Below are 24,345 nucleotides of genomic sequence, written 5' to 3'. Positions count from 1 at the left end.
AGAGCTGACGTACCCGAGCTTTGACGATATGGAAACGCAGACTTCATTGCGGCTGTCATGCGCGATCGCGGCATCATGGGGACTCGTGGCGGCAGTGCGGTCTCAGCGCGGCTTCAGGAAATGCTGCTCCATCGCCTCGCAGCGGCTCAGGTATTCGAGCAGCCGCGCCACGCCGGACGGCAGGCTTTCCTTGTCGCGCACGCAGACGTAGAACTCTCGCTCGGCCCATGCGTCGCGCAGAGTCAGCAGTGACAGCCCCATCATCTGCAGGTAGTTCCTGGCGATGCCCTCCGGCACCACGGCAAGGCCCAGGCCTTCGCGCACCATGCGGCAGCGGGCCTCGAAGTTCGAGACCTGTGTCTTCACGGTCAGCGGGCGCGAGATCGTGCCTGACACTAGGGTGAGGAAGGCGTCGAACGTATGGCGCGGAAAGTAGCCAAGGAAGTCGTAGTCCAGTGCTTCCTCGAGCCGCAGCGACCCTTTCGCCTCCAGCGGGTGGCCGCGCGGCACGACCAGTCCGACACGGTCCTTGCGGTAGGGCAGGGAGTACACGCCCGGGCTCGGGCTGCGCGCGTGATAGATGCCGATGTCCGCATCGCCGTTGGCCACCATGCGCGGAATGTCGAAGCTGAACGCCTCGATCAGGTCGATGCGGGCATCGGGGTCGTGCTTGAGAAAGCCGCTGATATCGGTCGGCAGGAATTGCAGGATCGTCGACCGGTTCGATGCCAGGCGAATCTTGGCGATGCCGTCCATCGAGTAGGAGGCCAGTGCGTCCTGCGCCAGTTGCACGCTGCGCACGATGGCCTTGGCACGCTGATACAGCATGGCGCCCGCCGGTGTCGGCTCCACGCCCCGTCCATGGCGACGCAGCAGCGCCGTGCCCGCGCGGCGTTCCAGTTCGGCAATCCGCTTGCTGGCCGCGGAGGTGACGAGATTCTCTCGCTCGGCCGCGCGTGAAAGACTCTTCTCCTCGATAGCGGCGATCAGGATGGCAAGCGAGGCGATGTCCATGGGTGTGCGTGCTCGATTTGGAAAAGCTGGCGCGATGGTCGTGCCAGCCGGAGTATGCACCAGCCGCTTGCGCGCCGCATACACGTTCTGGCGCGGGAGCTTTCTCGAATCGTCAAAGCTGGGGCGGCTGCCGTTCGTACCATGGGAGGCATTCCTGCTCAGGAGACACATGGAATGCTGATCGACGATTTTGCCGAGTACGTCGGCGACCAGGCCCGCGCGACGCTGGCGGACGACGTCATGCACCACGCGCGACGCGCTGTGATCGACTGGTTTGCCGCCCTGATGGCCGGCGTGCCGATGGCGCCCGGCCGCCAGCTTGTTGCGGCGCACCAGACGGAGACCGGCGTCGGGCTCAGCACGCTGGTCGGGCACGCCACCACGGCGTTTCCGGGGTTGGCGGCGTGGATCAACGGTAGCGCCTCGCACGCGGCCGAATTCGACGACATCTTCCGCGATGCCATTTATCACCCGGGGTGTCCGACGATTGCCGCCGCGCTTGCGCTGGCGGAGCATCGGGACGCGAGCGGCACCGACTTCCTGCGTGCGGTGATTGCCGGCTACGAGGTCAGCACACGCATCGGGGCGGCCATCCAGCCGGCGCACTATCGCTACTTCCACACGACCGGCACCGTGGGCTGCATCGGCGCCGCGGCCGCTGGCAGTGTTCTGACGGCGCCCGGCAATGCACGTGCCGCCGCCGATGCCATGGCCACGGCCACGACATTCGCATCTGGCCTGCAACAGGCATTCCGGTCCGACGCGATGACCAAGGCGTTGCATGCCGGACATGCGGCACAGGTTGGCGTTCAGGCGGCGCAGGGCGCCGCGCATGGCGTGACGGGCGTGCACGACATTCTCGAAGGCGATGCCGGCTTCGGGGCAGCGATGTGCGGTAGCCCGGATTGGCGCGGCGTCACCAGCGGCCTGGGCACCGACTTCAACATCACACGCATCACGCAGAAGAACCATGGCTGCTGCGGCCATACGTTCGCATCGATTGATGCCGCCATGCGCATCATGCGAGACAACGTGCTGGCGCCAGCGCGTATCGCGGCGGTCAACGTGCGCACCTATCAGGTGGCACTGGATGTGACGGGCAACTTCGACCCGAAAACGCCGTTCGAAGCCCGCTTCAGCCTGCCCTATGTGGTGGCGCACGGCATTCTGCATGGCGCGGTTCGGCTTGACGCGTTTGAACCGGCCAGGCTGGCTGACACATCCATCCGCGCATTGATGAGCAAGATCCGGCTGACGGCCGATCCCGAACTGACTGCCGCCTTCCCGAAGCAGCGCGCGGCGCGGGTGGAAATCGAGATGACCGATGGCAGCCGTCACGCGCACTTCGCGCCATATCGCCTTGGTGACCCGGAAGCCCCGCTTGACGACGCGACGCTTGGCGACAAGTTCATGGAACTGAGCGCCCCCGCGCTCGGCTCCGTGCACGCCGCCCGTTTGCTCGACGCGCTCTGGCGCCTGGACGACCGGCCCTTGCGCTCGCTGGCCCTGGACAAGCTCCAGGTGGGCTGACTTTCCCCGAATTCCAATCTTCTCCACGAAACACCATGACTAGCGTCGATCACGACACGAAGCGATCCACCGAACGGATCACGCGCGAACAACTGGCCCGGGCACTGTTCACCCCCGATGCTGTCGCGCTCGTAGGCGCCTCGGCCGACGAAAAGAAGAATACGGCGCGACCACTGCGCTTCATGCGCAAGCACGGCTTCCAGGGGCGCGTGTTCCCCGTCAACGCCGGGCGTAGCGAGGTGATGGGCCTTCAGGCGTATCCCAGCGTCGCGGCGCTGCCAGCCGCGATCGACCACGCGTTTGTGATGGTGCCGGGCGCGCAGGTGGCCGAGGCACTTGAACAATCCGCCGCGCGTGGCGCGCGTGTGGTGACGGTCTTCTCGGACGGCTTCGCCGAGGTGGGCGAGGCTGGCATGGCCGCCCAGCAGGCGCTGGCGGCGCGGGCACGTGAACTGGGCGTGCGGCTGCTGGGGCCGAACAGCATCGGCGTGGTCGACGTGCACAGCGGCGCCGTGCTTTCCGTCAACGCCGTGCTGGAGATGGACACGCTCCATCGCGGTCCTGTCAGCGTGATCTCCCAAAGCGGCTCCATGCTGGGCGCGCTGTTGTCGCGCGGCGCGGCGCGTGGGCTCGGGTTTGCCAAGCTGGTTTCGGTCGGCAACGAAAGCGACATCGGCGTGGGTGAGCTGGTGGACCTGCTCGTCGACGACGCGGCTACCGAAGTCATCCTGCTGTTCCTCGAAACGATTCGCGATGCGGCGGTGCTGGGCCCCGCACTCCGCCGCGCGCGTGCTGCCGGCAAGCCGGTGCTGGTCTACAAGCTAGGTCGCTCCGAGCAGGGTGAGGCGCTTGCGCAATCGCACACGGGGGCACTGGCTGGCAACGATGCAGCGGTCGATGCCTTCCTGCGCAAGCATGGCGCGATGCGCGTGGAATTGCTTGAAACGCTGTTCGAAGCCGCACCGCTGGCGTTGCGCTACGCAAGCCATGTGCCGGCGCTGACCCGTGCGCCGCGCGTGGCTGTGGTGACCACCACGGGCGGTGGCGCGGCTACCGTGGTGGACCGGCTGGGCCTGGCCGACGTGGAAGCGGTGCCACCGCCCGCATCGTTCGTCGCGCATATGGCCGAGCGCGGCGTGAAGATTCGCCAGACACCGATCATTGACCTGACGCTGGCGGCTACAAGCGCCCAGTACCGGGATCTGGTCGAGCAGATGCGGCTGAGTGACTGGTGTGACGCCGTGCTGTGCGTGGTGGGCTCGTCAGCGCAGTTTCATCCTCAGCTTGCGGTCAAGCCGATCGTCGAGGCTGCAGGCGTCGGCAGCAAACCGCTGCTGTCGTTCCTGGCTCCGGAAGCACCGGAGTCCCTGCAATTGCTGCAGGCGGCGGGGGTGCCGGCATTCCGCACGCCGGAGAGCTGTGCCGATGCGCTGGCGTGCCTGTTCCGAGGCGCGCATGTAGGCGAAGACGCGTCCGAATCCTGTCTGCCCGTGCAGTGGCCGGCTGGCTTGCCGACGCGGGGCGATCTCTCTGAGCTTGAGGCAGCGACGGTGTTTGGTGCGCTGGGCGTGCCGATCGCGACGGCGGAACTGGTGACCGAAGGGGCGCTGCAGCACGCCGTGCCGTACCCGGTAGTGGCCAAGATCTGCTCGCGCGACATCCTGCACAAGACCGAGATCGGTGGTGTGCAAGTTGGCGTGCGCGACAACGCGGAACTGGCCGCCGCCGCCGAACGCCTGATGGACAATGCGCGCCGCGGCGCGCCCGCCGCGCGCATCGACGGCATTCTGGTCCAGCGCATGGAAGATCGTTTGCTGGAGTTGATGCTGGGCTTCCGCGACGACCCGCTGGTGGGGCCGATGGTCATGCTCAGCGCCGGCGGTATCACTGCCGAACTTCACCGGGATGTCAGTCTGCGCCCCGCGCCGGTGACGCCGGCAGAGGCCATGCAGATGATCGAGGAGGTCCGCACGACGCGCCTGATTCGCGGCTTCCGTGGGTTGCCCCGGGGCGACGTAGATGCGCTGGCTGACGCGATCGTCCGATTCTCGCGTCTGGCCGCTGTGCAGGGCGTCACGGTTGCCGAGGCTGAAATCAACCCGTTGTTCGTGCGCGCCAATGGCGTGGTCGGCGTCGACTGCGTGCTGCGGCTCGCGCCTGCCACGGACACGGCAGGCGCATAGCGCGGACAACTGTAGCCTGTGGCGCTGTCCAAGCTCGTGCCAGCGGCGCGTTATGCCTTCACAGGCTGCGCGGCGCGCTTGCTGGCACGGCCGAGCCACACGAGCAGCACGCCCGATGCCGCCAGCAGGCCACCTGCTACCGGTACGACGGCGTAGCCGAGTCCGAGGCTGATGACACCGCCGCCGAGCGCGGCGCCCACCGCATTGCCGAGATTGAAGGCGCCGACGTTGATCGACGACGCGAGTCCGGGCGCTTCCGCAGCGGCTTCCATCACGCGCATCTGCAGCGGCGGCACCACGGCGAAGGCTGCCGCGCCCCAGACCAGCAGACCGATGGCCGCGCCGACATGGCTTTGCAGCGCGAACGGCAGTACCAGCATGATGACGGCGAGTGCGGCAAGGAAGGTCGTCGTCGCGCCGTCCAGCGAGCGGTCGGCAAGCTTGCCGCCAAGGTGATTGCCGATCGTGAAGCCCACGCCGATCAGTACCAGACCCAATGCAACGAAGTTGTCGGATGCGCCAGTCAGCCTGGCGAGCATCGGCGCCACATAGGTGTAGAGCGTGAACATCGCGCCCGCGCCGAGCACGGTCGTCGCCATGGCCAGCAGCACGGTCGGGTGGGTGAGCACGGTCAGTTCGCGTCGCACGTTCGGCCGCGTACCGCGCTCGCCCTTGGGTAGCGCGAGCCAGAGCGCGGCGATCGCAACCAGTCCGAGCGCGGCCGTGCCCGCGAACGCCAGGCGCCAGCCAACCTGCTGACCGATCCACGTGGCGGCCGGCACACCGCCGATATTGGCGATGGTCAGGCCCATGAACATCGTTGCCACGGCGCTGGCCTGCTTCTCCTTCGGCACCACGCTTGCGGCCACGACCGAGCCCAGGCCGAAGAATGCGCCGTGGTTGAGGCTGGTCACCAGGCGGGACGCGAGCAGCGTGCCGTATCCCGGTGCCAATGCCGACAGCAGGTTGCCGATGGTGAATATCGCCATCAGCGCCATCAGCGCGGTGCGCTTGCCGAATCGGCTGAACAGCAGCGTCATCACGGGCGCGCCGACCATCACGCCAATGGCGTAGGCGGTGATCAGCATCCCCGCGGTGGGAATGCTGACGTTGACGCCTTCGGCAATGACCGGGAGCAAGCCCATCGGCGTGAACTCGGTGGTGCCGATGCCGAATGCGCCGATGGCGAGGGCGAGCAGTGCGGTGTTCGATTTCATCGCGGCAGGCCCCTCAGAACGTCGTGGAAGGCGCGCGGTGCAACGCTGCGCGGCGAGTTGTGCGCCAGGTGGGCTACCAGATCTTGGTTGGCGACAAACGGCTCGGCATGGGGGCGCGTCAGCGGCGCCACGGCGATGCGGCTGGAGAGCGTGCGCTCGCCCATGGCGAAGGGCTTGGACAGTTGGGACATTTGGCTGCGATCCACGATGGATTTTCGATGGATCGCAGTCTGCCCAGTTTATCTTTGCAGATTAAGACCGGTATTGGTCAAATACTTTTGATTCTGCATCAAGTATGGAGCGTGCCCACACGGGACGGATTCGCCTACCGTTCGAACGGCTGCTTGCCCAGTGTTTTGACCACATGGTCGAGAAAGCAGGTGATCCGTGACGCCAGCGCGGTGTTGCGATAGTAGACCGCGTTGATCGGCTGGCGCGCGTCCAGGGTTTGCTTCGCAAACAGCTGCACCAGCCGCCCGCTCTGCCGGTCCTCGAGCGTCATGAAGTCCGACAGGCAGACGATTCCCTGGCCCGCCAGCGCCAGGCTCCTGAGCGTTTCGCCGCTCGACGATGCAATCGTCGGCTTGATGTGCACGACGCCACCGGCGTCGTCGCGCAGCGGCCAGTCGTTCAGTGATTCAGGCTGGGTAAAGCCCAGCAGCGCATGTTGCGCGAGTTGCGCCGGCTTGGTGGGCGTGCCGTGGCGTTTCAGATACTCCGGGCTGGCCAGCACGCGGATCTGACTGATACCGATCGGTCGCGCATGCAGCGTCGAGTCCTTCAACTGGCCGATGCGGAACGCCACGTCGGTTCGTTTCTCGATCAGGTCGATGAAGCCTTCGTTCGAGTTCAGTTCCAGTTCCACCTCGGGGTAGCTGGCGCGGAATCCCGCCACCAGCGGCACGATCACGTGCAGCATGAACGGCGTGGCCGCGTCCACCCGCAAGCGCCCGACGGGTCGCATCTGCCGTGCGGCCATCTGTTCTTCCGCTTCGTCGACCATCGCCAGGATCGCGCGCGCGTGCTCCAGGAAGGCGGCGCCTTCCTCGGTCAGTTCCAGCCGCCGCGTGGTTCGTCGCAGCAGCGTGGTCTTCAGCTTCTCCTCCAGACGGCTCAAGGTCCGGCTGGTGGCCGAGATCGTCAGCCCCAGTTGTTCAGCCGCCGCCGTGATCGAGCCGGTGTCCACTACCGCGGCAAAGGCCAGCAATTCGTCGATGGTGGTTTTCATTGTTGATCAAAATTCAAATGAATTTCATTTATACACGGCTTTATCCGCAAAGATAAGGGCGGCAAACTTCGTCCATCGAGATTGCATGAACCTTCACAGGAGTTACACCATGAGCATTCCTTCGTTTGGCGTTGGTACCTTCCGCCTGACTGGCCAGGTCGTTGTGGACTCGGTGCGCAATGCGCTGGACGTTGGCTACCGCGCCATCGACACCGCGCAGATCTACGGCAACGAGGCCGATGTCGGCCAGGCCATTGCGGATAGCGGTGTGAAGCGCGATGAACTGTTCGTGACCACCAAGATCTGGACGGCGAACTACGCCGCCGACAAGCTGGTGCCGAGCCTGCGCGAAAGCCTGGACAAGCTGCGCACTGACTACGTCGACCTGACGCTGATTCACTGGCCGGCGCCGGGCAACGGCGTGGCGCTGTCGGAGTACATGGCCGCGCTTGCCCAAGCCAAGGCGCTCGGGCTGACGCGCCAGATCGGTGTGTCCAACTTCAATATCGAACTGACCCGCCAGGCGATCGAGGCCGTTGGCAAGGGCGAGATCGCCACCAACCAGATCGAACTGAGCCCCTATCTGCAGAGCCGCAAGCTCACCGCGTTCCTGAAGGAACAGGGTATCGCCGTCACGTCGTACATGACGCTGGCCTACGGCAAGGTGCTGAAGGACCCGGTGCTGGCGCAGATTGCCGCGAAGCACCACGCCACCGTGGCGCAGGTGGCGTTGGCATGGGCGCTGCAACTCGGCTACGCGGTGATTCCGTCGTCGACCAGGCGCGAGAACCTGGCCAGCAACCTGCTGGCGCGCGACCTGAAGCTCGACGCCGCCGACATGGCCCTGATCGCCTCGCTGGAACGCAACGGCCGTGAAGTCAGCCCTGAGGGCCTGGCTCCGGTTTGGGATTAAGGAGATCATGATGACCCACACCAGCAATCCGCTGTTCCAGCCGTATTCGCTCGGCTCGCTCACGCTGCCCAACCGCATCGTGATGCCACCGATGACGCGCTCGCGCGCCAGCCAGCCCGGTGATGTACCCAATGCGCTGATGGCCGAGTATTACGCGCAACGCGCCAGCGCCGGCTTGATCGTCAGCGAAGGCACGTGGATCTCGCCGCTCGGCAAGGGGTATGCGTGGACCCCCGGCATTCACACGCCGGAGCAGGTGGCCGGCTGGCGCAAGGTCACCACTGCCGTCCATCAGGCCGGCGGGCGCATCTTCGCGCAGCTTTGGCACGTTGGCCGCCTGAGCCATATCAGCCTGCTCGATGGCCATGCGCCGGTATCGTCGTCAGCCATCCAGGCGCAGGGCGTGAACGTGTTCGTCGCGCAAAGCGATGGCAAGCCCGGCTTCGCCCAGGCGTCGCAGCCACGCGCGCTGTCGGTGGCGGAAATCCACGCCATCGTCGACGACTTTCGCCAGGCCGCGCGCAATGCCATGGCGGCGGGCTTCGACGGTGTGGAGCTGCACGCAGCCAATGGCTATCTGGTCAACCAGTTCATCGACTCCGGCGCCAACGATCGCACCGATGAATACGGCGGTTCGCTGGAAAACCGGCTGCGTTTCCTGGGCGAGGTGGCACAGGCGCTGATCGAAGGCACGGGTGGCAAAGACCGCGTCGGCATCCGTCTGGCGCCGCTGACCACGCTGAATGGTTGCGTCGATGCCGATCCCGAGACCACCTATACCGCTGCGGCCAGGTTGCTCGGCGAGATCGGCGTGGGCTACATCCATATCGCGGAAGCCGACTGGGAGGATGCCCCGCATATGCCGACGGCCTTCAAGCAGCAACTGCGCAAGGTCTATCCGGGCACGCTGATCTACGCCGGCAAGTACACCGCGGCGCGCGCCCAGACCGCATTGAACGAAGGATGGGCCGACCTGATCGCGTTTGGCCGCCCGTTCGTGGCCAACCCCGATCTGCCGGAGCGCCTGCGCACCGGCGCCACCCTCACCGTCCACGATCGCGACACGCTGTTCGGCGGCGACGCGCGTGGCCTGACCGACTATCCGCCACTTGTTGCCAAGGCGGCCTGAGCGTCGGTCAGGAGATGGAAGATGAAGGCGCTGGCAAGGATCGTGCTGGCCGCGATGCTGCCGTCGTTGACCTGAAGGGAGGTCGACGACGCGCGGCACCCACCGCTCAGCTTCCGCCAAGCGCCTTGATTTCGCTTTCCTCGAACCCGGCTTCACGCAGTACCTCGGCAGTGTCACGCCCCAGCGTCGGGGCGGGGCGGCGGATCGAGGTCGGCGTGCCCGCGAAGCGCGCTGTCGGCCGGATTTCCCGGATGGTGCCGACGACGGGATGCTTCGATTCCTGGAACAGGCCGACGGCCTTCAGGTGCGGATGCTCGGGCAGCGCTTCGAGCGAGTAGATCGGCGTGGCGGGGATGTCGAGTTGCTCGCAGAGCTTCATCCACTGCGCCGTCGTGCGAAGTGGCGCCAACTCCCGCAGGTGGCTGTACAACGTCTTGATGTGCGCATTGCGGTCGGCGCGGCTGGCGATGTTGTAGCGTTCGCCCAGATCGTCGCGGTCCACCTCGTGGAAGAAGGCCTTCCAGTGCTTGTCCGTGTATGGCAGCAGGCTCATCCACCCATCCTTGGTGCGCACGGGCTTGCGGCCGCCTTCGAGCAGGCGCGCGTAGCCGGCCTTGGTCTTGGAGCCCGGATAGGTCAGGCCACCCATATGCTCGGTGAGCACGAACGCGGCCATCGTTTCCAGCATCGGCACCTCGACGTACTGGCCACGGCCATGCCGCTCGCGATGGAACAGCGCGCCCAGCACCGCGTTGGCCACAGCCAGACCTGTGGTCTTGTCGGCGATCAGGCTCGGCAGATAGTCGGGCTCGTCGGTGTTGATCGACGCGGCGCCGACGAATCCGCAGGCGGCCTGGATGATGTCGTCGAACGCGGGCTTCTCGCGATCCGGGCCATCCTGGCCGAAGCCGGTGGCGGCGCAGTAGACGATCTCGGGATTCAGTGCGCGCACAGCGTCATAGCCGAAACCCAGCCGCTCGATCGCCGAGACGCGCATGTTATGCACCAGCACGTCGACGGTTGGAATCAGGCGGCGCAATGCGGCGCGACCGGCCTCGGTCTTCAGGTCCAGCACGACCGAACGCTTGTTGCGGTTCAACGCCAGGAAGATCGAGCTCATGCCCGGCACCTCGACCACGCCGTTGGCGCGCATCAGGTCGCCTTCGGGCGATTCGATCTTGATGACGTCCGCACCCATGTCGGCCAGCACCTGGGTGCCCATCGGGCCCAGCACCACGGCGGACAGATCGAGCACGCGCACGCCGGACAGTGGTCCGGCATCTGTTTTGGTTGAAACGGTCACGTAGATTCGCTCCATTGAGTATCAGCGACGACGGAAGTTCGGCGGACGGCGTTCGGCCATGGCTGCCACGCCTTCGCGAAAATCCTCGGTCGGGAATTGGGTGAGCTGGATGGCCAGCTCCTTCTGGTTGGCGGCGTAGATCGCATCTGCCAGCCCCTCGCGCAGCGCGGCGCGCGTGCTTTCCACGGCGAGCGGGGCCGAGATTGCGATCTCGGTGGCCAGCGCATGGGCGCGGGCCAGAACCTGGTCGGCCGGCACGAGTTCGTCGGCCAGTCCGATGCGCGTGGCGGTCTCGCCATCAATGCGGCGTCCCGTGTATAGCAGCAGCGAAGCCTGCTGGACTCCGATCAGGCGGGGCAGGGTCAGGCTCAGGCCGAAGCCGGGGTGAAAACCAAGCCGGTTGAAGTTGACGCTGAACCGTGCTTCGGGGCAGGTGACGCGGAAGTCCGCCACGAGCGACAACCCTACGCCGGCGCCCACGGCCGCGCCGTGTACCGCGGCGACGATCGGCTTGCGCGTGCGGAAGAGCCGCATGGCCTGCTTGTAGAACGGGCTCGGGTCGCGGCTGACCGATGACGATGCTTGCTGGCCGGAGAAGTCCGCGCCGGCGCAGAAGGACTTGCCTTCGGCCGCCAGCACGATGGCGCGGCATTCGTCGTCGCCATCGAGTTGTTCGAGCGTGTCCGCCAGCAGGCCGACGAATGCCGGGTCGAGGTGGTTATGGGGCGGCCTGCGAATCAGGACCTGGACGACATGGCCGTCGCGCGTGACCTGAAGGGAATCCTGGCCGCTGGTAGAGGAGACGGCAGAGGAAGCGGTAGACGAAGCGTTAGGGGGCGTCATGTCGATGGGCTCGGTTCTGTGGATAGGTTTCCCCGCCGGGCGGGGTTGAAATGCTGCATACTGCGTTATGCCTTATTCAATATGGATTTGAAGCGCAATAGCGATGAACGAATCTCGTTTTAGCGACACCCCAGGCACGGACGGCGCGGAGACGCCGGAAGGCCGCGACAGCAGACGACCGGCACTTGCCGAACTGCGCAAGAAGGACCTGAACCTGCTGGTGGTGCTGGCCGCCATGCTCGAGAGCAACAGCGTCAGCGAGGCCGCCAGGCGGCTGGACAGCACCCAGCCCTCGATGAGCCGGATGCTCGACCGGCTGCGCGACGATCTCGGCGATCCGCTGCTGATCAAGAGCGCGCACAAGATGCTGCCGACGCGCCGCGCTCAGGACATCCGCGGCGCGCTCGATGACGTGTTGCGTGCCATCGAAGGCGTCTACCAGCAGGGCAGCGACTACAACCCGGCGATGGAGACCGGCACGTACGTGATCGGTATCAACGATTCCCTGCAGGCGTTGATTGCCCCGGCGTTCCTGGCCAGCCTGCGCCAGGTGGCGCCGCGCGCGCGGGTCCGGATGCAGCCCGTGCCACAGCAGGGCGGCATTTCCGCGATGACCAGCGGGGCGATCGACCTGATGGTGGCGTTCTATCCGGTGGATATGGAATCGCTGCGCTCCGAGCTGCTGCTGACGACGCGCTTCGGCTGCCTGTCGGCCAGATCCAACCCGCATATCGGCGAGATCACCTCGGCGCGTGAACTGGCATCGCTCGACTGCCTCGACATCTCGCAGTTCGGCCTGATCACGCGGTTGCTCGACCGCTACTTCCAGTCGCATGGCCTGCATCGGCGGATCGTCGGCACACTGACCAGCTACCTGGCCGTGGCCGACGCGATTCACGACACCGAGATCTACGCGATGATTCCGGACTACCTCGCCAGACCGCTGTGCCGGCATCCCGGTATGCGCTTCTCGCCGATGGAGGACGAGGGCATGGCCGTGCCGATTCATCTGTGCTGGCACAACAACGTCCACTCGCACCCGTTCGTCACGGTGCTGCGGTCGCTGCTGGCATCCGCCGCGCGTCACGTTGCCGCCTAGGCAGTCGTCGGGTTCACGCATCGCTCACGCATCATTTACGCATCCGCTGGCCCATTACTCGGGCTTGATGCCGGCTGCCGCGGCAACCTTGCGGAACCGGGCCATCTCGCGTTCCTGGAACTGGCGCATTTCCTTCGGCGGGTAAGGCATGGGATCGCCGCCCTTGGTGGCCAGGAATGCGTCGGACTCCGGTGACTTGAGGGCTGTCTGCACGGCGGTGGCCAGCTTGTCGGTGATGTCGTCGGGCGTTCCCGCGCGGACGTAGAACGACACCCAGCTGTACTGCGCGTAGTCCGGATAGCCGCTTTCCTTGATCGTCGGCACGTTCGGGAAGTCGCGATGCCGCGTCTCGCCGGTTACCGCCACCGCGCGGATCTTGCCTTCCTTGAGTAGCGTCATGGCGCCGCCCAGGTCGACCACGGCCATGTCGAGCTGCCCGCCGATGACATCGGTCATGATCTGGGCCTGCCCCTTGTACGGCACGTTGACGAACTGGACGCCGGCAAGGTTGGCGAACCACGCCGCCGCCAACTGGTAGCCCGCCGAGTACGTGCCGACTGCCAGCGGCTTGCCACGGTCTTTCGCGTGGGCAACCAGGTCGGCCACGGTCTTGATCGGCGACTTCTCCGGCACCAGGAACACGTTCATGTTCCGGCTCAGTCCCGACACCGGCTTGAGATCCTTCAGCGGGTCATAGGGCAGGTTCTTCATCACGATCGGATTGACCGACATTGGCGAGTTGCTGGCCAGCAGCACCGTGTAGCCATCCGCTGGCGCGTTCTTGAGCGCCTGGATGCCGATCAGGCCGTTAGCGCCGGGCCGATTCTCGACGACCACGGGCTGCCCCAGCGTGCGACCCATCTGCTCGCCGTAGTAGCGTGCCGACGTATCGGAGCCGCTGCCAGACGTGAATGGCACGATCACGCGAATCGGCCGCGTCGGGAATTCCTTGGCCGTTTCCGCATGGACCGATGCCGACAGCGTCAGCAGGCCAATCATCGCGAGAAGGACTCGACGCGTACTCATGCGGCCTCCGTCAGTCTTTCCCACAGCGTGTCGCCGCCGTGTTCGATTGCCATCTTGCCGAGCTTTGCGGCCCATTGCGCCTCGCTGCCGTACTCGGCGCGCCAGGACCACAGGCGCCGCGTGGCGTAGTGCAGCGAGTGCTCGCGCGTGAAGCCGATGGCGCCATGCACCTGGTGCGCGATCGCGGGTGCGCGGCTGGCGGCCAGACCACAGATGATCTTGGCGATCATGGCCTGCTGTGCCCAGTCCTTGCCCGACAACGCCGCGCAGGCGCTGGCCACGGCCATGCGCGAGGCGACCACTTCGTTGGCCAGTACCGCAAGCTGTTGCTGGATCGCCTGGAACTTGCCGATGGGCCGGCCAAACTGGATGCGTTCGGTGGCGTATTGCACGGTCTGGTTCAGCACGCGTTCGAGCACGCCGGTGATCTGGATGGCGCGCATCAATGCGCCGAGCGCCGCCGGATCGTCGCATCCCTCCAGCGGCTGCTGCGTCGACGCGGCTGTTGCCACGGCGTCGACGAACGTGAGCCTGTCACGCGGTTCGCCAGCGATGTTGGCATCCTCGCGTACTGAAGCGTGCTTGGTCGACAGCAACAGCCAGGCGTTGGCGGCGCGCACCAGCACGTGTTGCGCGTGCCGGCCCCAGGGGACTTCCACTTCCGCGCTCAGCCGCCAGGTATCGCCATCCTGGCTCGCGGTCGGGGCCGTGGACAGATCGGCAAGGGCCAGCAGGCCCTGCGGCGCCTCGATGCCAAGACGGCTCAGCAGCCACGTGGCGGTGGCGGCATCGACAAACGGCAGCGGCGTGACCGTGCGGCCGGCGGCCAGCATCACCGGCAGCGCTTCCGTCCAGCTCGCGTTGGCGCCACCGGCTTCCTCGCTGGCAAGCACGTGCACCAGACCGCTCTTGTCCACCGCATTCCAGAGTGATTGTGGAAACTCGCCGCGCTCCATCGCTTCGGACTGTTCGAGCGTGACCTCGTTGCCGAACAGGCGCTCCGCGCTGTCGGTCAGCATTTGTTCGAGTTCGTTCATCGGATTCCCAGCCCTCGCGCAATGATTCCCCGCAGAATTTCACGCGTGCCGCCCCGCAGGGAGAACGAGGGCACACTCTGGGTCAGGTAGGCTTGCGTCGCGACGAACGGGGAGCCGGTGCGGCGCAGTTCATTGCCGAACAGCGCGTGGGCCACCTCAGGGATGCGCTGTTCGAACAGCGCGCCCATGTCCTTGACGTTGGCAGCGGCCAGTTGCGGATTCTCGCCACGATTGAGCATGGCCGCGATGCCGCGAGACATCTGGCGCAGATTGCTCAGTTCCGCGACGAGGTAGCCGATTTCCACCGCCTGGCGCGAGTCGGTCGCGTCCGCCGCATCCACCATCTCGGCCAGCAGCGCGTAGCTGCTCAGATAGCGTTCGGGGCCACTGCGCTCGAACGTGAGTTCCGCGGTGACCTGGGCCCAGCCATCGCCCTCGGTGCCGATCAGCATCTGGTCCGGCACGAAGACGTTGTCGAACACAACCTCGTTGAAGCCCTCGTGACCCGCGAGATTCTTGATCGGGCGCACCTGCAGGCCGCTCGACTTCATGTCGACCAGGAACTGCGACAGGCCCTTGTGCTTGTCGTCCGCGCCACGATCGGTGCGCACCAGCGCGATCATGTATTGCGAGTGATGCGCGTTGGAGGTCCAGAGCTTGGTGCCATTGATGACCCATCCGCCATCCACGCGATCGCCACGTGTGCGGATCGACGCCAGGTCGGAACCGGAGTCGGGCTCGCTCATGCCGATGCAGAAGCGCACCTCGCCGCGCGTGATGCGCGGCACGATGTCCGCCGCCACGCTCTTGTCCGCGTAACGCATCAGCAACGGGCCGCTCTGGCGCTCGGCAACCCAGTGGCCGCCAACGGGCGCGCCTGCCGCGAGCAGTTCCTCGAGCACCACGTAGCGCTCTAGCATCGAGCGTTCACCGCCACCGTAAGACTTGGGCCACGTCATGCCGATCCAGCCACGCGCACCCAGCGCGCGGCTGAATTCGGGATCGTAGCCAGACCAGCTCTTGGCGCGCAGTTGGGGGGGGCGGTTGCCGAGGGTCTCCGCCAGGAATGCGCGGACTTCCTGGCGCAGCGGCGTCAGTGAGGCGTCGGGATCGGCTGGCCGTATCACGACCTTGCTGGCTATCTCCAACTCTGTCTCCTTGCGATTTTTGAGAGTGAGCCGAGGTTAGCAGTGGCCTTCTAGACGCGCCTATCGCAGCCGTGAGATAACGGAAATTCACCGCGCATGCGGCAGTGCAGCGTAACGGTGTGCCATGCCGACGTGCGCATAACGAATATGCCTCCGTGTGCATTGCGACATGCAGCACGCTTCCCTTACGCTTCTTCTTTCATGATGAAAGCGGGTGGCACGTATCACCCGAAGAAGGAGACTGTAGATATGCGGCGTTTGCTTCTCGCCTGTCTGATTGCCACGCTCGGGGTCTCCGGGCTGGCACACGCCAACGCGAATAATTACCCCAGAAAGCCCGTCAAGATCGTGGTGTCGTTCCCGCCTGGCACGGGCTCGGACAGCAGCGCGCGGTTCCTGGCCCAGAAACTCGAGGCGCGTTTCGGCCAGCCTTTCGTGGTGGAAAATCGCCCGGGTGCCAACAGCTTCATCGCCGCGCAGGCGGTGGCGAAGGCGGACCCGGATGGCTACACGTTGTTTGTGGCGAGCAATTCGCCGATGGCGACCAACGTGGTCCAGTTCAAGACGTTGCCCTATGACCCGGTACGCGATTTCGCGCCCGTGGCGCGGCTCTACTACGGGGCGATGATCCTGTCGGTACGCGCCGATTCGCCCTACAAGACCGTGGCAGATCTGGTGGCCGCCGCCAAGGCGAAGCCAGGCAAGCTCAGCTATGGCTCGGGTTCCGCGTCGTATCAGATCGCCACCGAGCTGTTCATGAAGCAGGCCGGTATCACTGCCGTGGCGATTCCGTACAAGGGCGCTGCCCCGGCTGTCGCGGATCTCGCCGGTGGCCAGGTGGACTTTGCGATGTCGGACTACCTTGCCGCTTCCGCGCTGTCGCAGGCCGGCAAGACGCGCATCATCGCCGTGGGCGGCGACAAGCGGCTGCCGCTGGAGCCCAATGTGCCGACGCTGCAGGAACTTGGATACAAGGACTACTACATGGTGAATTGGGTGGCGCTGTTCGCGCCGGCGAAGACGCCGCCCGCGATCGTCAAGAAACTCAGCGACGCCACGGTCGAGATCATCAGCAGCAAGGAAGCGGCGGAGTTCGTGGGCCGCACCAGCGGCCAGATCATCGCGGGTGGTTCGGAGGCGCTGCGGAAATACCAGCTCGATGAAATCGAGCGCTGGACGAAGGCCGCGGAGATGGCGGGTATTCCGAAGGAGTGATTCGGAGACGCGGAAGGTGACGGTGCGACCCTACGACCCTGCTACGGGGCCACCTTCCGCCATCCCGCCCCCGGATCGAAGGTCCGGATCTCCTTGGCCTTGACCGCGCTATCGGCGCCAAGGTCCCGCTCGTAGACCTGACCGTCATGGCTGACCATGAAGCTCATGACGCCGGTGTCCTGATAGCGCGCCGGCCATGCCAGCACGGCAAAACCGCCGAACAGCTTGCCATTGACCACATAGCTGTAGGCCCCGCCCGGGGCGTTGGGGCCTTGCGCGTCCAGCAGCTTGTAGTGATATCCGTAGTAGCCATCCTTGCCGGCATGGTTCGTTCCCGCGCCGCGAAACGCAGCGCCTAGCGGGCTCTGTGGCTCGCCGGGCGCGGAGGCCCAGTAGAGGCCGTCCTGCTTGCCGGGCGTGCTCGACAGCTTCGATGCGTACACCAGCGTCTTGCTGCCGTCGTGCAGCGTCAGCGCGTATTCGGCCTGTGCGTCGGTGATCGCCAGCATGGTCTGGATGACAGCCAGTTCGTTGCGGCCCACCCTGCGCACCCGCATTTCCTCCACGCCGGCCAGCGTGTCGAACTGCCAGCCCTTGCTGCCCTTCACCAGCGGAATGGGGAAGGTCCAGCCGTCGTCTCCCACGTCGATATAGGCGCGACTCTCTTTCTGGTCGACGGCGTGGGACTTGCCCCAGGCTGTCAGGAACTGGCTGCGGACCTCGGCGCCCACCGGCGGAATGATGTCGCGGAACTTGCCGCCGAACAGTTTCTGCAGCGTCGGCTCGTCGTCGTTGATGACGGCGTTGCCGAAGGTGGTCATCGCGGCCTCGGGCGTGGCAAAGACCTCGTTGGCGTGCGCCGCGGGTGTCAGGCTCGCGGCTGCACCCAGCAGCAGCGTGCACAGGGTGCGGCGAAGTGTTGCGCGGATTGGCGTCGTCAGTGTCATGGTTGCCTCCGCTTATCGACGTCCACCGCCGCCGCGGCCGCCACCGAAACCGCCGCCACCGCCGCGCGCGCCGCCCGAATATCCGCCGCCGCCGCGATTGAAGCCCGAGGACTGCATGCTGGAACTGCCGCGATTGGTGTTGTTCTGCGTGCCGGCGCCATTGCCGACGCCCTGGAAGCCGTTGTCCCGCCCGCCGAATCCCGCGCTGTAGCGGTCGGCGGCTTGTGCGCGGTCGGCGGTGCCGGCCCGGTTGCCTGCCGCCGCGCGATCCGCCGTCGCGGGTCGGTCGGACGTGCCCGCGCGGTTGCCGCCGTTCATGCGGTCCGAGGCTGATGGGTTGCCGCCGGCCATGCGGTCGGAAACCCCGGCGCGATTGCCGGCGCCCGGATCGCGGCCACGGTAGTTGGCGCGCCGGTCGGCGGCGCCAGCCTGCTCGCGGCCGAAGCGTTCGCGCGTGGCGTTATCGCGATAGGCAACGCCCTTGCGATGATCGACGCTGTGCTCCCATCGACTGCTGCCCTGGCCACCTTGCCCACCATTGCGATCGAAATTGCGGTCGATGTTGGTGGCCTTGTGGTGGTCGACGTAGACGTCGCCCCCGCCCCAGTTGCAGTCACCGAAGATGGCTGCCGCGGCGGCGAGACCGAACCCGAATGCCAGGCCGCTGCCGAACGCGTAGCCCGGGTAGTACGCCGGGTAGGGTGGCCAGTAGTAATAGGGGTAGGCGGGATAGGCCCAGCCGCCATAGACCACCGCCGGGTCATAGGCGGGCACGTAGATCACCTCCGGGTTGGCCGGCTCGATCCGCACGATAGTCTGCGACACCGCGCCCGGCGTGGTCGCCGGCTCGACGATCACGCGTTGCTGCTCGTTCGATTGCAGATTGCCGGCATCGCGGGCACGCGCGCGCAGTCGCTGTACCGCTGCGAGCACATCCTTCTCCTGGGCCAGGAATGCGTCACCGAGCTTCTGGGTCCAGTCGAGCTTGTCGTACATCGGTTCGAGGATCTGCGGGAATGCCACCAGCGACTTGACGCTGACGTCCCACGATTCGTTCTGCACGGCCTTGACCGCGGCATCGCCTTTCTCGCCAGGGTGCGACTTCACCCAGCGGGCGGCATAGACGATCTCCAGCGGATAGGTCGACGCCATCAGCACCTGCGACAGCACGGTATCGGGATAGAGCGCGATCGGCGCGACCAGTGCCTCGATCTCCTCGGCCTTGAACGGCGCGGGGGCAGGAGCGGGCTTTTCCTGGGCCATGACGCTGGTTGCCACGAGGGCCATGCCGGCGAGCAGGGCGGCGCCGATGGTGGGCGCCAAGCGTTGCATCCAATGGTGGATCATGGTCTGGCCGCAGTAGTTGTCAGCGTACCTGTACGACTATGGGATGAGATCCGGATGCCTGCAATTTCCCCAAAGGGTAAGGTCGGGTGCGCCGCGCGGGGAATGCTGCTCTGCACGATGGTCGCTTCGGTCCCCATCACTGGTATGTGATAGGGCACCGCACGCGAAAAGTCCAAGCCAGCGACCGGCGGGTGCGTGCTGCTGCATATCGCGCGTCAGCGCTTCAGCACGTTTGCGCGGGCAGTGCCGGCCGGTCAAGCCATCATTGCCGCGCCGCCGTGATCGCCGTGATCGCGTGAGTGGCGGCCTGGATGGCTTCGTCGATCGGCGCCGTGCCGGCAAGACGATGTCGGTGGCGGCGCCCATTGATCTCGACGTCGACGCCGAGCGGATCGATGCCGAGCACGCGCACGCTTTCGGGAACCAGGCGGGACATTCTGCTCACGAGATCGGCTTCTTCTTGCGCGGGGAGCGTGGGCACAGCGTCCAGATCGGCTTGTTCCACCCAACCCATCCTGCCGACGCCGGCGATGAACCGTACCTTGAGCGGCTTCAGCCGGAAGAACGCGAAATCGAGCGCCAGCAGACGTTCGGCGCCGGGCTCATAGCGCAGGTAGCGGTCGCGCAGGGCAGTGGCAGGCTCGAAGCGTTCCGCGTCTCCAACGATCGTCAGCCGGCTGGCGGCCTGCACATCCGTGACTTCCGGTTGCAGCACCGACAGGCTCATTCGTGTATCCGCGAGCAGATTCTTCGTGTGTTCGGCCAGGGCGCTGATGCAGATGACCGGTTGATGCGCGTGGTCCGTGACGTAGGGCACCACGGTGGCGTAGGGATAGCCGGCCAGGACGGACGATTGCGTGGCAAGCGTGCCGAAGGCGGCTTCGTGCAGCAGATGGATGGCGTGTACGGTGAGCATGCTGATCCCGGGGCTAAGAAGTCATTTCAAAAAGATTCTGGCGTCGTTGCGGGGCCTTGCCGTACTACTTGTACTGTCTGCGGCCCCGCGTCTAGCCAGAACCGCTTCGCTTCATTTTGAAATGGCTTCCAAGTCGTGGAGACATGCCGTCATGGTCGCACAGATGATCGGATGACAAAGCGGAGAGGCAAGCGCGGAGACCTTCCTCTCGCTTGCGCTCTCCGCAAGAGCCCGTGGTTCGAGCGTCGCCGCCACGGCATTCGCCTTGACCGTGGCGGTGAACCCCCCGATAACTCGACGCCGGGGCTTACTGCTTCTTGGAGTTGTCCGGAGCAGCGGTCTTGGCAGCGCCGGCCGTCGCGCCGGTGGTGTCAGTGGACTTCGCCATGTCGGTCGTGGCCTTGGCCTTGTGATGCGTGCCCTTGGCGGTGGACTTGTGCGCGCCGGTATGAACGTCGGCCTTGTCCTTGTGGGCGCTGGCCTGAGCCTGCGCCGGTTCCGACTTCGACGGGGTGGCCGAGGCGGCAGCCGGTGCGCCGGTCTGCGCGAAAACGGTACCGACGAAAGCGACGGATGCGAGAGCAGCGAACAGCTTCTTCATGATGTCAACTCCTGGGAGATTGTTAGCTCGACAATGCGTCGTGCTTACCGGAAAAAACGGCACGCGAGCGGTCGCCGTTGACGCCGGAGTCGTGACAATCCGTAAGTTGTGCAACACGAACAGGAAGGTTGCCTTCGCAAGGCGCTCAGCTGAATCTCAGCGGGTGGCCGCCCCGGAGGCGGGGCGGTTGCGAAACCGGTGGATCAGCAGTGCGATGGTCAGCACGCAGAAGCCCGCGCCGGCGTGGAACGTGGCGGCGGCGCCGTGCCGGTCCCACAGCCAGCCGGCCATGACACTGGCTACCAGCAACGCCAGCCCGCTGGCCAGATTGAAAACGCCGAATGCAGTGCCACGCAGATCCGCAGGTGCTGCATCGGCGACCATCGTGGCCAGCAATCCCTGGGTCATGCCCATATGCAGGCCCCACAGCGCGACACCGGCCAGTGCGATGCTCCAGTGCGAGCCGAGTGCGAGCACCGTATCCGCGGCGATCAGTACGGCCAGGCCAGCCACCAGGAGCTTGTCATGGCTGCAGTTGTCCGCGAGCTTGCCGAACGGATAGGCCGTGACCGCGAAGACTGCGTTCATCGTTACCAGCACCAGCGGCGCCATGAACAGCGGCAGCCCTTCCTGCTGGACGCGCAGGATCAGGAATGCCTCGCTGAATCGGGCCAGCGCGAAGGCGGTGCCCACGGCAACCACGCCCCAGTAGGCCGGGCCGAGCCGCGCGAGGTTGGCGCGCCGGATCGGATTCACACGCTTGTCCCCGGTCTGGGTTTGCGGTTCCTTCACGCCGAATGCGAGCAAGGCAACGGACAGCACGCCGGGAACCACCGCCACCCAGAAGATGGCGCGGAAGTCGTTCGCCCAGAGCATCATCAGCCCGATCGCGATCAAGGGGCCGAGGAATGCGCCAACCGTGTCGAGTGCCTGCCGCAGCCCGAACGCCGCGCCGCGCAGATGAGGGGGCGCGATATCGGCCACCAGCGCATCGCGCGGCGCGCCGCGAATGCCCTTGCCGATGCGGTCGGACAGGCGTGCCGCCAGTATCGTGCCGACGCCGGGCGCCACCGCGAAGAGCGGCTTGGACAGCGCGCCGAGCCCATAACCGAGCACGGCCAGCGTCTTCCGCTTGCCGAGGTAATCACTGAGGACGCCCGAGAAGACCTTGACGATCAGGGCGGTGGCTTCGGCCGCGCCTTCGATCAGCCCCACGGCCAGCGCACTGGCGCCGAGCGTGGTGACCATGAAGACGGGCAGCAGGCTGTGGATGATCTCCGAGGAGATATCCATCAGCAGGCTGACGCATCCAAGCATCCAGATGCCGGACGGGATCTGTCGCAGGGTGCTGGCGGGAGCGCGCGTTGCCATGGCATTGGTCGATGGCGTGCGCGTTCGCGCACGATCCCGCCTTTTTACTACAGGATGGCCGTGGCTGGCTTAGCGGCCCTGAAGTTCGGGATTCGCGAGCCATTCGCGGCCCTTGAGCATCCCGCGCCAGTAAAGCGGCGGCAGAATCCGCTCCTTGAGCCACCATGCCATGCGCGAGGGCCGTTTGCCTTCGATGAACCAGCTCGGGAATGTCGGCGCGACCTTGCCGCCGTACGTGAACTCGGCCAGCACGATCTTGCCGCGTTCGACAGTGAGCGGACACGAGCCGTAGCCGTCATAGCGCGCTTCGCCCCGCGCCGCGCCGCGCTCGGCCAGCAGGTTGTGCGCCACCACCGGCGCCTGCTTGCGGGCGGCGGCAGCCGTCTTCGCATTGGTCGTGTTGCCGGCGTCGCCGAGACCGAAGATGTTGGCGAAGCGCGTATGACGCAGCGTGGCGGGGTCCACGTCGATCCAGCCGGCGGCGTCGGCCAGCGGGCTCGAACGGATGAAGTCGGGCGCCTTCTGCGGCGGTACGGCGTGCAGCATGTCGAACTCGCGCGTCACCAGTGCCGTCGTGCCATCGGCGTTGGCGCGGCGGAATGTGGCGCAACGTGCCGGGCCGTCGACGGCAACCAGCGTTTCGCCGAAGTTCAGGTCAATGGCATAGCGTTCGACGTACTCCATCAGCGCAGGCACGTAGTCCGCCACGCCGAACAGCACATTGCCCGCGTTGCAGAACTGGATGTCCACGCGATCGAGCACGCCGGCACGGCGCCACGCATCGGCCGAGAGGTACATGGCCTTTTGCGGCGCGCCCGCGCACTTGATCGGCATCGGGGGTTGCGAGAACAGTGCCTTGCCGCCCTGCTTGCGCACGAGTTCCTGCACGAGCTTCCAGGTATATGGCGCCAGGTCGTAGCGATAGTTGGACGTGACGCCGTTGCGGCCGAGCGCCTGCGGCAGGCCTTCGATAGCGTCCCAGTCCAGTTTCAGGCCGGGGCAAACCACCAGATGCTCGTACTTGACCACGCGGTTGCCTTCCAGCATCACCGCGTTGGCCTCCGGTTCAAATCCCATGACAGTGGCCTTGATCCACGACACACCGCGCGGCAGGACCGAAGCCATCGTGCGCGCGGTATGCGCGGGTTCGAACACGCCGCCGCCAACCAGTGTCCAGCCCGGCTGGTAATAGTGGATGTCGGCCGGGTCGATGATGGCGATGTCGAGGCCGGGCTTGCGTGCCAGCAGGCTGGATGCCACGGCAATGCCCGCGGCGCCGCCGCCGATGATGACGACGGCGTGGCTGGCATCGGCCTGCGCGAGGGGTGTTTTGGGGGCGAGGGGCAGGGGGCGCGATTGCATGTTTTTTCCTTGTCGAATCTGGGGCGAAGACTCAAAGCGCGTTGATCGGGATCTTCAGATAGCGCGTGCCGTTGGCTTCCGGCGGCGGCATTTCGCCGGCGCGCATGTTGACCTGCACCGACGGCAGGATCAGCGTGGGCATGGACAGCGTGGCGTCGCGGGCCTGGCGCATCGCGACGAACTCGTCCTCGCTCACGCCATCGCGCACATGGATGTTGCTGGCGCGCTCGTCCGCGACCGTTGACATGAACAGCAGCTCGCGTCCGCCGGGCTGGTAGTCGTGGCACATGTACAGGCGCGTATCGGCGGGCAGGCTCAGCACCTTGTTGATGGAGCGGTAGAGCGTGCGCGCATCGCCACCGGGGAAATCGCAGCGGGCGGTGCCGTAGTCGGGCATGAACAGCGTGTCGCCAACGAATGCCGCGGTGTCCTTGCCGTTGCTGATCACGTATGTCATGCAGGCCGGTGTGTGGCCGGGGGTGTGCATGGCGCGCACCTGCAGACTGCCGATCGAGAGCGTGTCGCCGTCCTGCAGCAGACGGTCGAACTGGCTGCCGTCATGCGCGAATTCCGGACCGCTGTTGAACAGCGTGCCGAACACCTTCTGCACCGTGGTGATATGGCTGCCGATGGCGATCTGGCCGCCGAGCCTGGCCTTGAGGTAGGGCGCGGCGGACAGATGGTCGGCATGCACGTGGGTTTCCAGAATCCACTGCACGCTGGCACCGAGCGTCTGCACGCGGTCGATCATGCGGTCGGCGCTGGCGGTTCGGGTACGGCCGGATTTCGGGTCGTAGTCGAGCACGCTGTCGATCAGCGCGCACTGCTGGCTCTCGCGGTCGAGCACGAGGTAGCTCAGTGTCCACGTATCGGGGTCGAAGAAGGCTTCGATGACCATCTGTGTTGTCATGTGTGT

Annotated in this window: 22 protein-coding genes; 6 read left to right on the top strand and 16 right to left on the bottom strand. The window is 65.8% G+C overall.

Annotated features, from left to right (window positions below):
* Positions 1–102 precede the first annotated feature (102 nt).
* Positions 103–1,014: a LysR family transcriptional regulator gene (locus K6G35_RS17360; protein ID WP_008652125.1), complete on the bottom strand. Its 912-nt coding sequence runs from the start codon at positions 1,012–1,014 to the stop codon at positions 103–105.
* 174 nt (positions 1,015–1,188) lie between these two features.
* Between K6G35_RS17360 and K6G35_RS17355 the strand changes: the two genes are divergently transcribed.
* Complete coding sequence (locus K6G35_RS17355; protein ID WP_495676806.1) at positions 1,189–2,544, top strand: MmgE/PrpD family protein; 1,356 nt, start codon at positions 1,189–1,191, stop codon at positions 2,542–2,544.
* A 35-nt stretch (positions 2,545–2,579) separates the two neighbouring features.
* Positions 2,580–4,727: an acetate--CoA ligase family protein gene (locus K6G35_RS17350; RefSeq protein ID WP_008652128.1), complete on the top strand. Its 2,148-nt coding sequence runs from the start codon at positions 2,580–2,582 to the stop codon at positions 4,725–4,727.
* A gap of 50 nt (positions 4,728–4,777) precedes the next feature.
* Here K6G35_RS17350 and K6G35_RS17345 read toward each other — a convergent pair whose 3' ends face one another.
* The 3 genes from K6G35_RS17345 to K6G35_RS17335 form a co-directional block, all read right to left on the bottom strand.
* Positions 4,778–5,944, bottom strand: a complete 1,167-nt coding sequence (locus tag K6G35_RS17345; protein ID WP_495676805.1) for an MFS transporter — start codon at positions 5,942–5,944, stop codon at positions 4,778–4,780.
* A complete protein-coding gene (locus K6G35_RS17340) occupies positions 5,941–6,135 on the bottom strand; it encodes a hypothetical protein (protein ID WP_186426800.1) in 195 nt (64 codons plus the stop codon). The genes K6G35_RS17345 and K6G35_RS17340 overlap by 4 nt, the downstream gene beginning before the upstream one ends.
* A gap of 134 nt (positions 6,136–6,269) precedes the next feature.
* Positions 6,270–7,172 carry a LysR family transcriptional regulator gene (locus K6G35_RS17335; RefSeq protein ID WP_008652132.1) on the bottom strand — a complete coding sequence of 301 codons (903 nt, stop codon included), beginning with the start codon at positions 7,170–7,172 and terminating at the stop codon, positions 6,270–6,272.
* 109 nt (positions 7,173–7,281) lie between these two features.
* Here K6G35_RS17335 and dkgB point away from each other — a divergent pair, with 109 nt between their 5' ends.
* Both dkgB and K6G35_RS17325 read left to right on the top strand, forming a co-directional pair.
* Complete coding sequence (gene dkgB, locus K6G35_RS17330) at positions 7,282–8,085, top strand: 2,5-didehydrogluconate reductase DkgB (RefSeq protein WP_186426801.1); 804 nt, start codon at positions 7,282–7,284, stop codon at positions 8,083–8,085.
* 7 nt (positions 8,086–8,092) lie between these two features.
* Positions 8,093–9,214, top strand: coding sequence for an alkene reductase (locus K6G35_RS17325; protein WP_495676804.1), 1,122 nt, complete (start codon positions 8,093–8,095; stop codon positions 9,212–9,214).
* Between the two features lie 106 nt (positions 9,215–9,320).
* On the opposite strand, the gene K6G35_RS17320 is transcribed toward K6G35_RS17325, so the two are convergent.
* Both K6G35_RS17320 and K6G35_RS17315 read right to left on the bottom strand, forming a co-directional pair.
* Positions 9,321–10,532, bottom strand: a complete 1,212-nt coding sequence (locus tag K6G35_RS17320; protein ID WP_008652112.1) for a CaiB/BaiF CoA transferase family protein — start codon at positions 10,530–10,532, stop codon at positions 9,321–9,323.
* A gap of 6 nt (positions 10,533–10,538) precedes the next feature.
* Entirely contained in the window at positions 10,539–11,360 is an 822-nt protein-coding gene (locus K6G35_RS17315; protein ID WP_495676803.1) for an enoyl-CoA hydratase/isomerase family protein, read from the bottom strand.
* A gap of 103 nt (positions 11,361–11,463) precedes the next feature.
* Between K6G35_RS17315 and K6G35_RS17310 the strand changes: the two genes are divergently transcribed.
* A complete protein-coding gene (locus tag K6G35_RS17310; protein ID WP_008652110.1) occupies positions 11,464–12,459 on the top strand; it encodes a LysR family transcriptional regulator in 996 nt (331 codons plus the stop codon).
* 54 nt (positions 12,460–12,513) lie between these two features.
* On the opposite strand, the gene K6G35_RS17305 is transcribed toward K6G35_RS17310, so the two are convergent.
* From K6G35_RS17305 to K6G35_RS17295, 3 genes are read right to left on the bottom strand one after another with little or no spacing between them, the layout of a single operon-like run.
* Complete coding sequence (locus K6G35_RS17305) at positions 12,514–13,485, bottom strand: Bug family tripartite tricarboxylate transporter substrate binding protein (RefSeq protein WP_035881006.1); 972 nt, start codon at positions 13,483–13,485, stop codon at positions 12,514–12,516.
* Positions 13,482–14,522 carry an acyl-CoA dehydrogenase family protein gene (locus K6G35_RS17300; RefSeq protein ID WP_495676802.1) on the bottom strand — a complete coding sequence of 347 codons (1,041 nt, stop codon included), beginning with the start codon at positions 14,520–14,522 and terminating at the stop codon, positions 13,482–13,484. Before K6G35_RS17300 ends, K6G35_RS17305 begins: the two co-directional genes overlap by 4 nt.
* Positions 14,519–15,670, bottom strand: a complete 1,152-nt coding sequence (locus K6G35_RS17295; protein ID WP_035881007.1) for an acyl-CoA dehydrogenase family protein — start codon at positions 15,668–15,670, stop codon at positions 14,519–14,521. Before K6G35_RS17295 ends, K6G35_RS17300 begins: the two co-directional genes overlap by 4 nt.
* Positions 15,671–15,919: 249 nt before the next feature.
* On the opposite strand from K6G35_RS17295, the gene K6G35_RS17290 reads away from it, so the two are divergent.
* Positions 15,920–16,885 (top strand): Bug family tripartite tricarboxylate transporter substrate binding protein, encoded by a 966-nt coding sequence (locus K6G35_RS17290; RefSeq protein WP_008652104.1) that lies wholly within the window; start codon positions 15,920–15,922, stop codon positions 16,883–16,885.
* Between the two features lie 41 nt (positions 16,886–16,926).
* Here K6G35_RS17290 and K6G35_RS17285 read toward each other — a convergent pair whose 3' ends face one another.
* The 7 genes from K6G35_RS17285 to K6G35_RS17255 all read right to left on the bottom strand — a co-directional run bounded on the left by K6G35_RS17285 (position 16,927) and on the right by K6G35_RS17255 (position 24,339).
* Complete coding sequence (locus K6G35_RS17285; protein ID WP_186426804.1) at positions 16,927–17,832, bottom strand: DUF2950 domain-containing protein; 906 nt, start codon at positions 17,830–17,832, stop codon at positions 16,927–16,929.
* A 12-nt stretch (positions 17,833–17,844) separates the two neighbouring features.
* Positions 17,845–19,179, bottom strand: a complete 1,335-nt coding sequence (locus tag K6G35_RS17280) for a DUF3300 domain-containing protein (RefSeq protein ID WP_186426805.1) — start codon at positions 19,177–19,179, stop codon at positions 17,845–17,847.
* Between the two features lie 262 nt (positions 19,180–19,441).
* Entirely contained in the window at positions 19,442–20,095 is a 654-nt protein-coding gene (locus tag K6G35_RS17275) for a HugZ family pyridoxamine 5'-phosphate oxidase (RefSeq protein ID WP_495676801.1), read from the bottom strand.
* A gap of 307 nt (positions 20,096–20,402) precedes the next feature.
* The gene (locus K6G35_RS17270) at positions 20,403–20,696 is read right to left on the bottom strand and encodes a hypothetical protein (protein ID WP_011519757.1); all 294 of its coding nucleotides are present in this window, start codon (positions 20,694–20,696) and stop codon (positions 20,403–20,405) included.
* A 156-nt stretch (positions 20,697–20,852) separates the two neighbouring features.
* Positions 20,853–22,067: an MFS transporter gene (locus K6G35_RS17265; RefSeq protein ID WP_495676800.1), complete on the bottom strand. Its 1,215-nt coding sequence runs from the start codon at positions 22,065–22,067 to the stop codon at positions 20,853–20,855.
* Positions 22,068–22,136: 69 nt separating this feature from the next.
* Positions 22,137–23,429 carry an NAD(P)/FAD-dependent oxidoreductase gene (locus K6G35_RS17260; RefSeq protein ID WP_495676799.1) on the bottom strand — a complete coding sequence of 431 codons (1,293 nt, stop codon included), beginning with the start codon at positions 23,427–23,429 and terminating at the stop codon, positions 22,137–22,139.
* A 31-nt stretch (positions 23,430–23,460) separates the two neighbouring features.
* Positions 23,461–24,339, bottom strand: a complete 879-nt coding sequence (locus K6G35_RS17255) for an MBL fold metallo-hydrolase (RefSeq protein ID WP_035881016.1) — start codon at positions 24,337–24,339, stop codon at positions 23,461–23,463.
* Positions 24,340–24,345: the final 6 nt, after the last annotated feature.

It is taken from the genome of Cupriavidus sp. HY129 (assembly GCF_059492215.1).
Note: the sequence above shows the minus strand (reverse complement) of the source record. Positions and strands in the feature narration are given on the sequence as shown.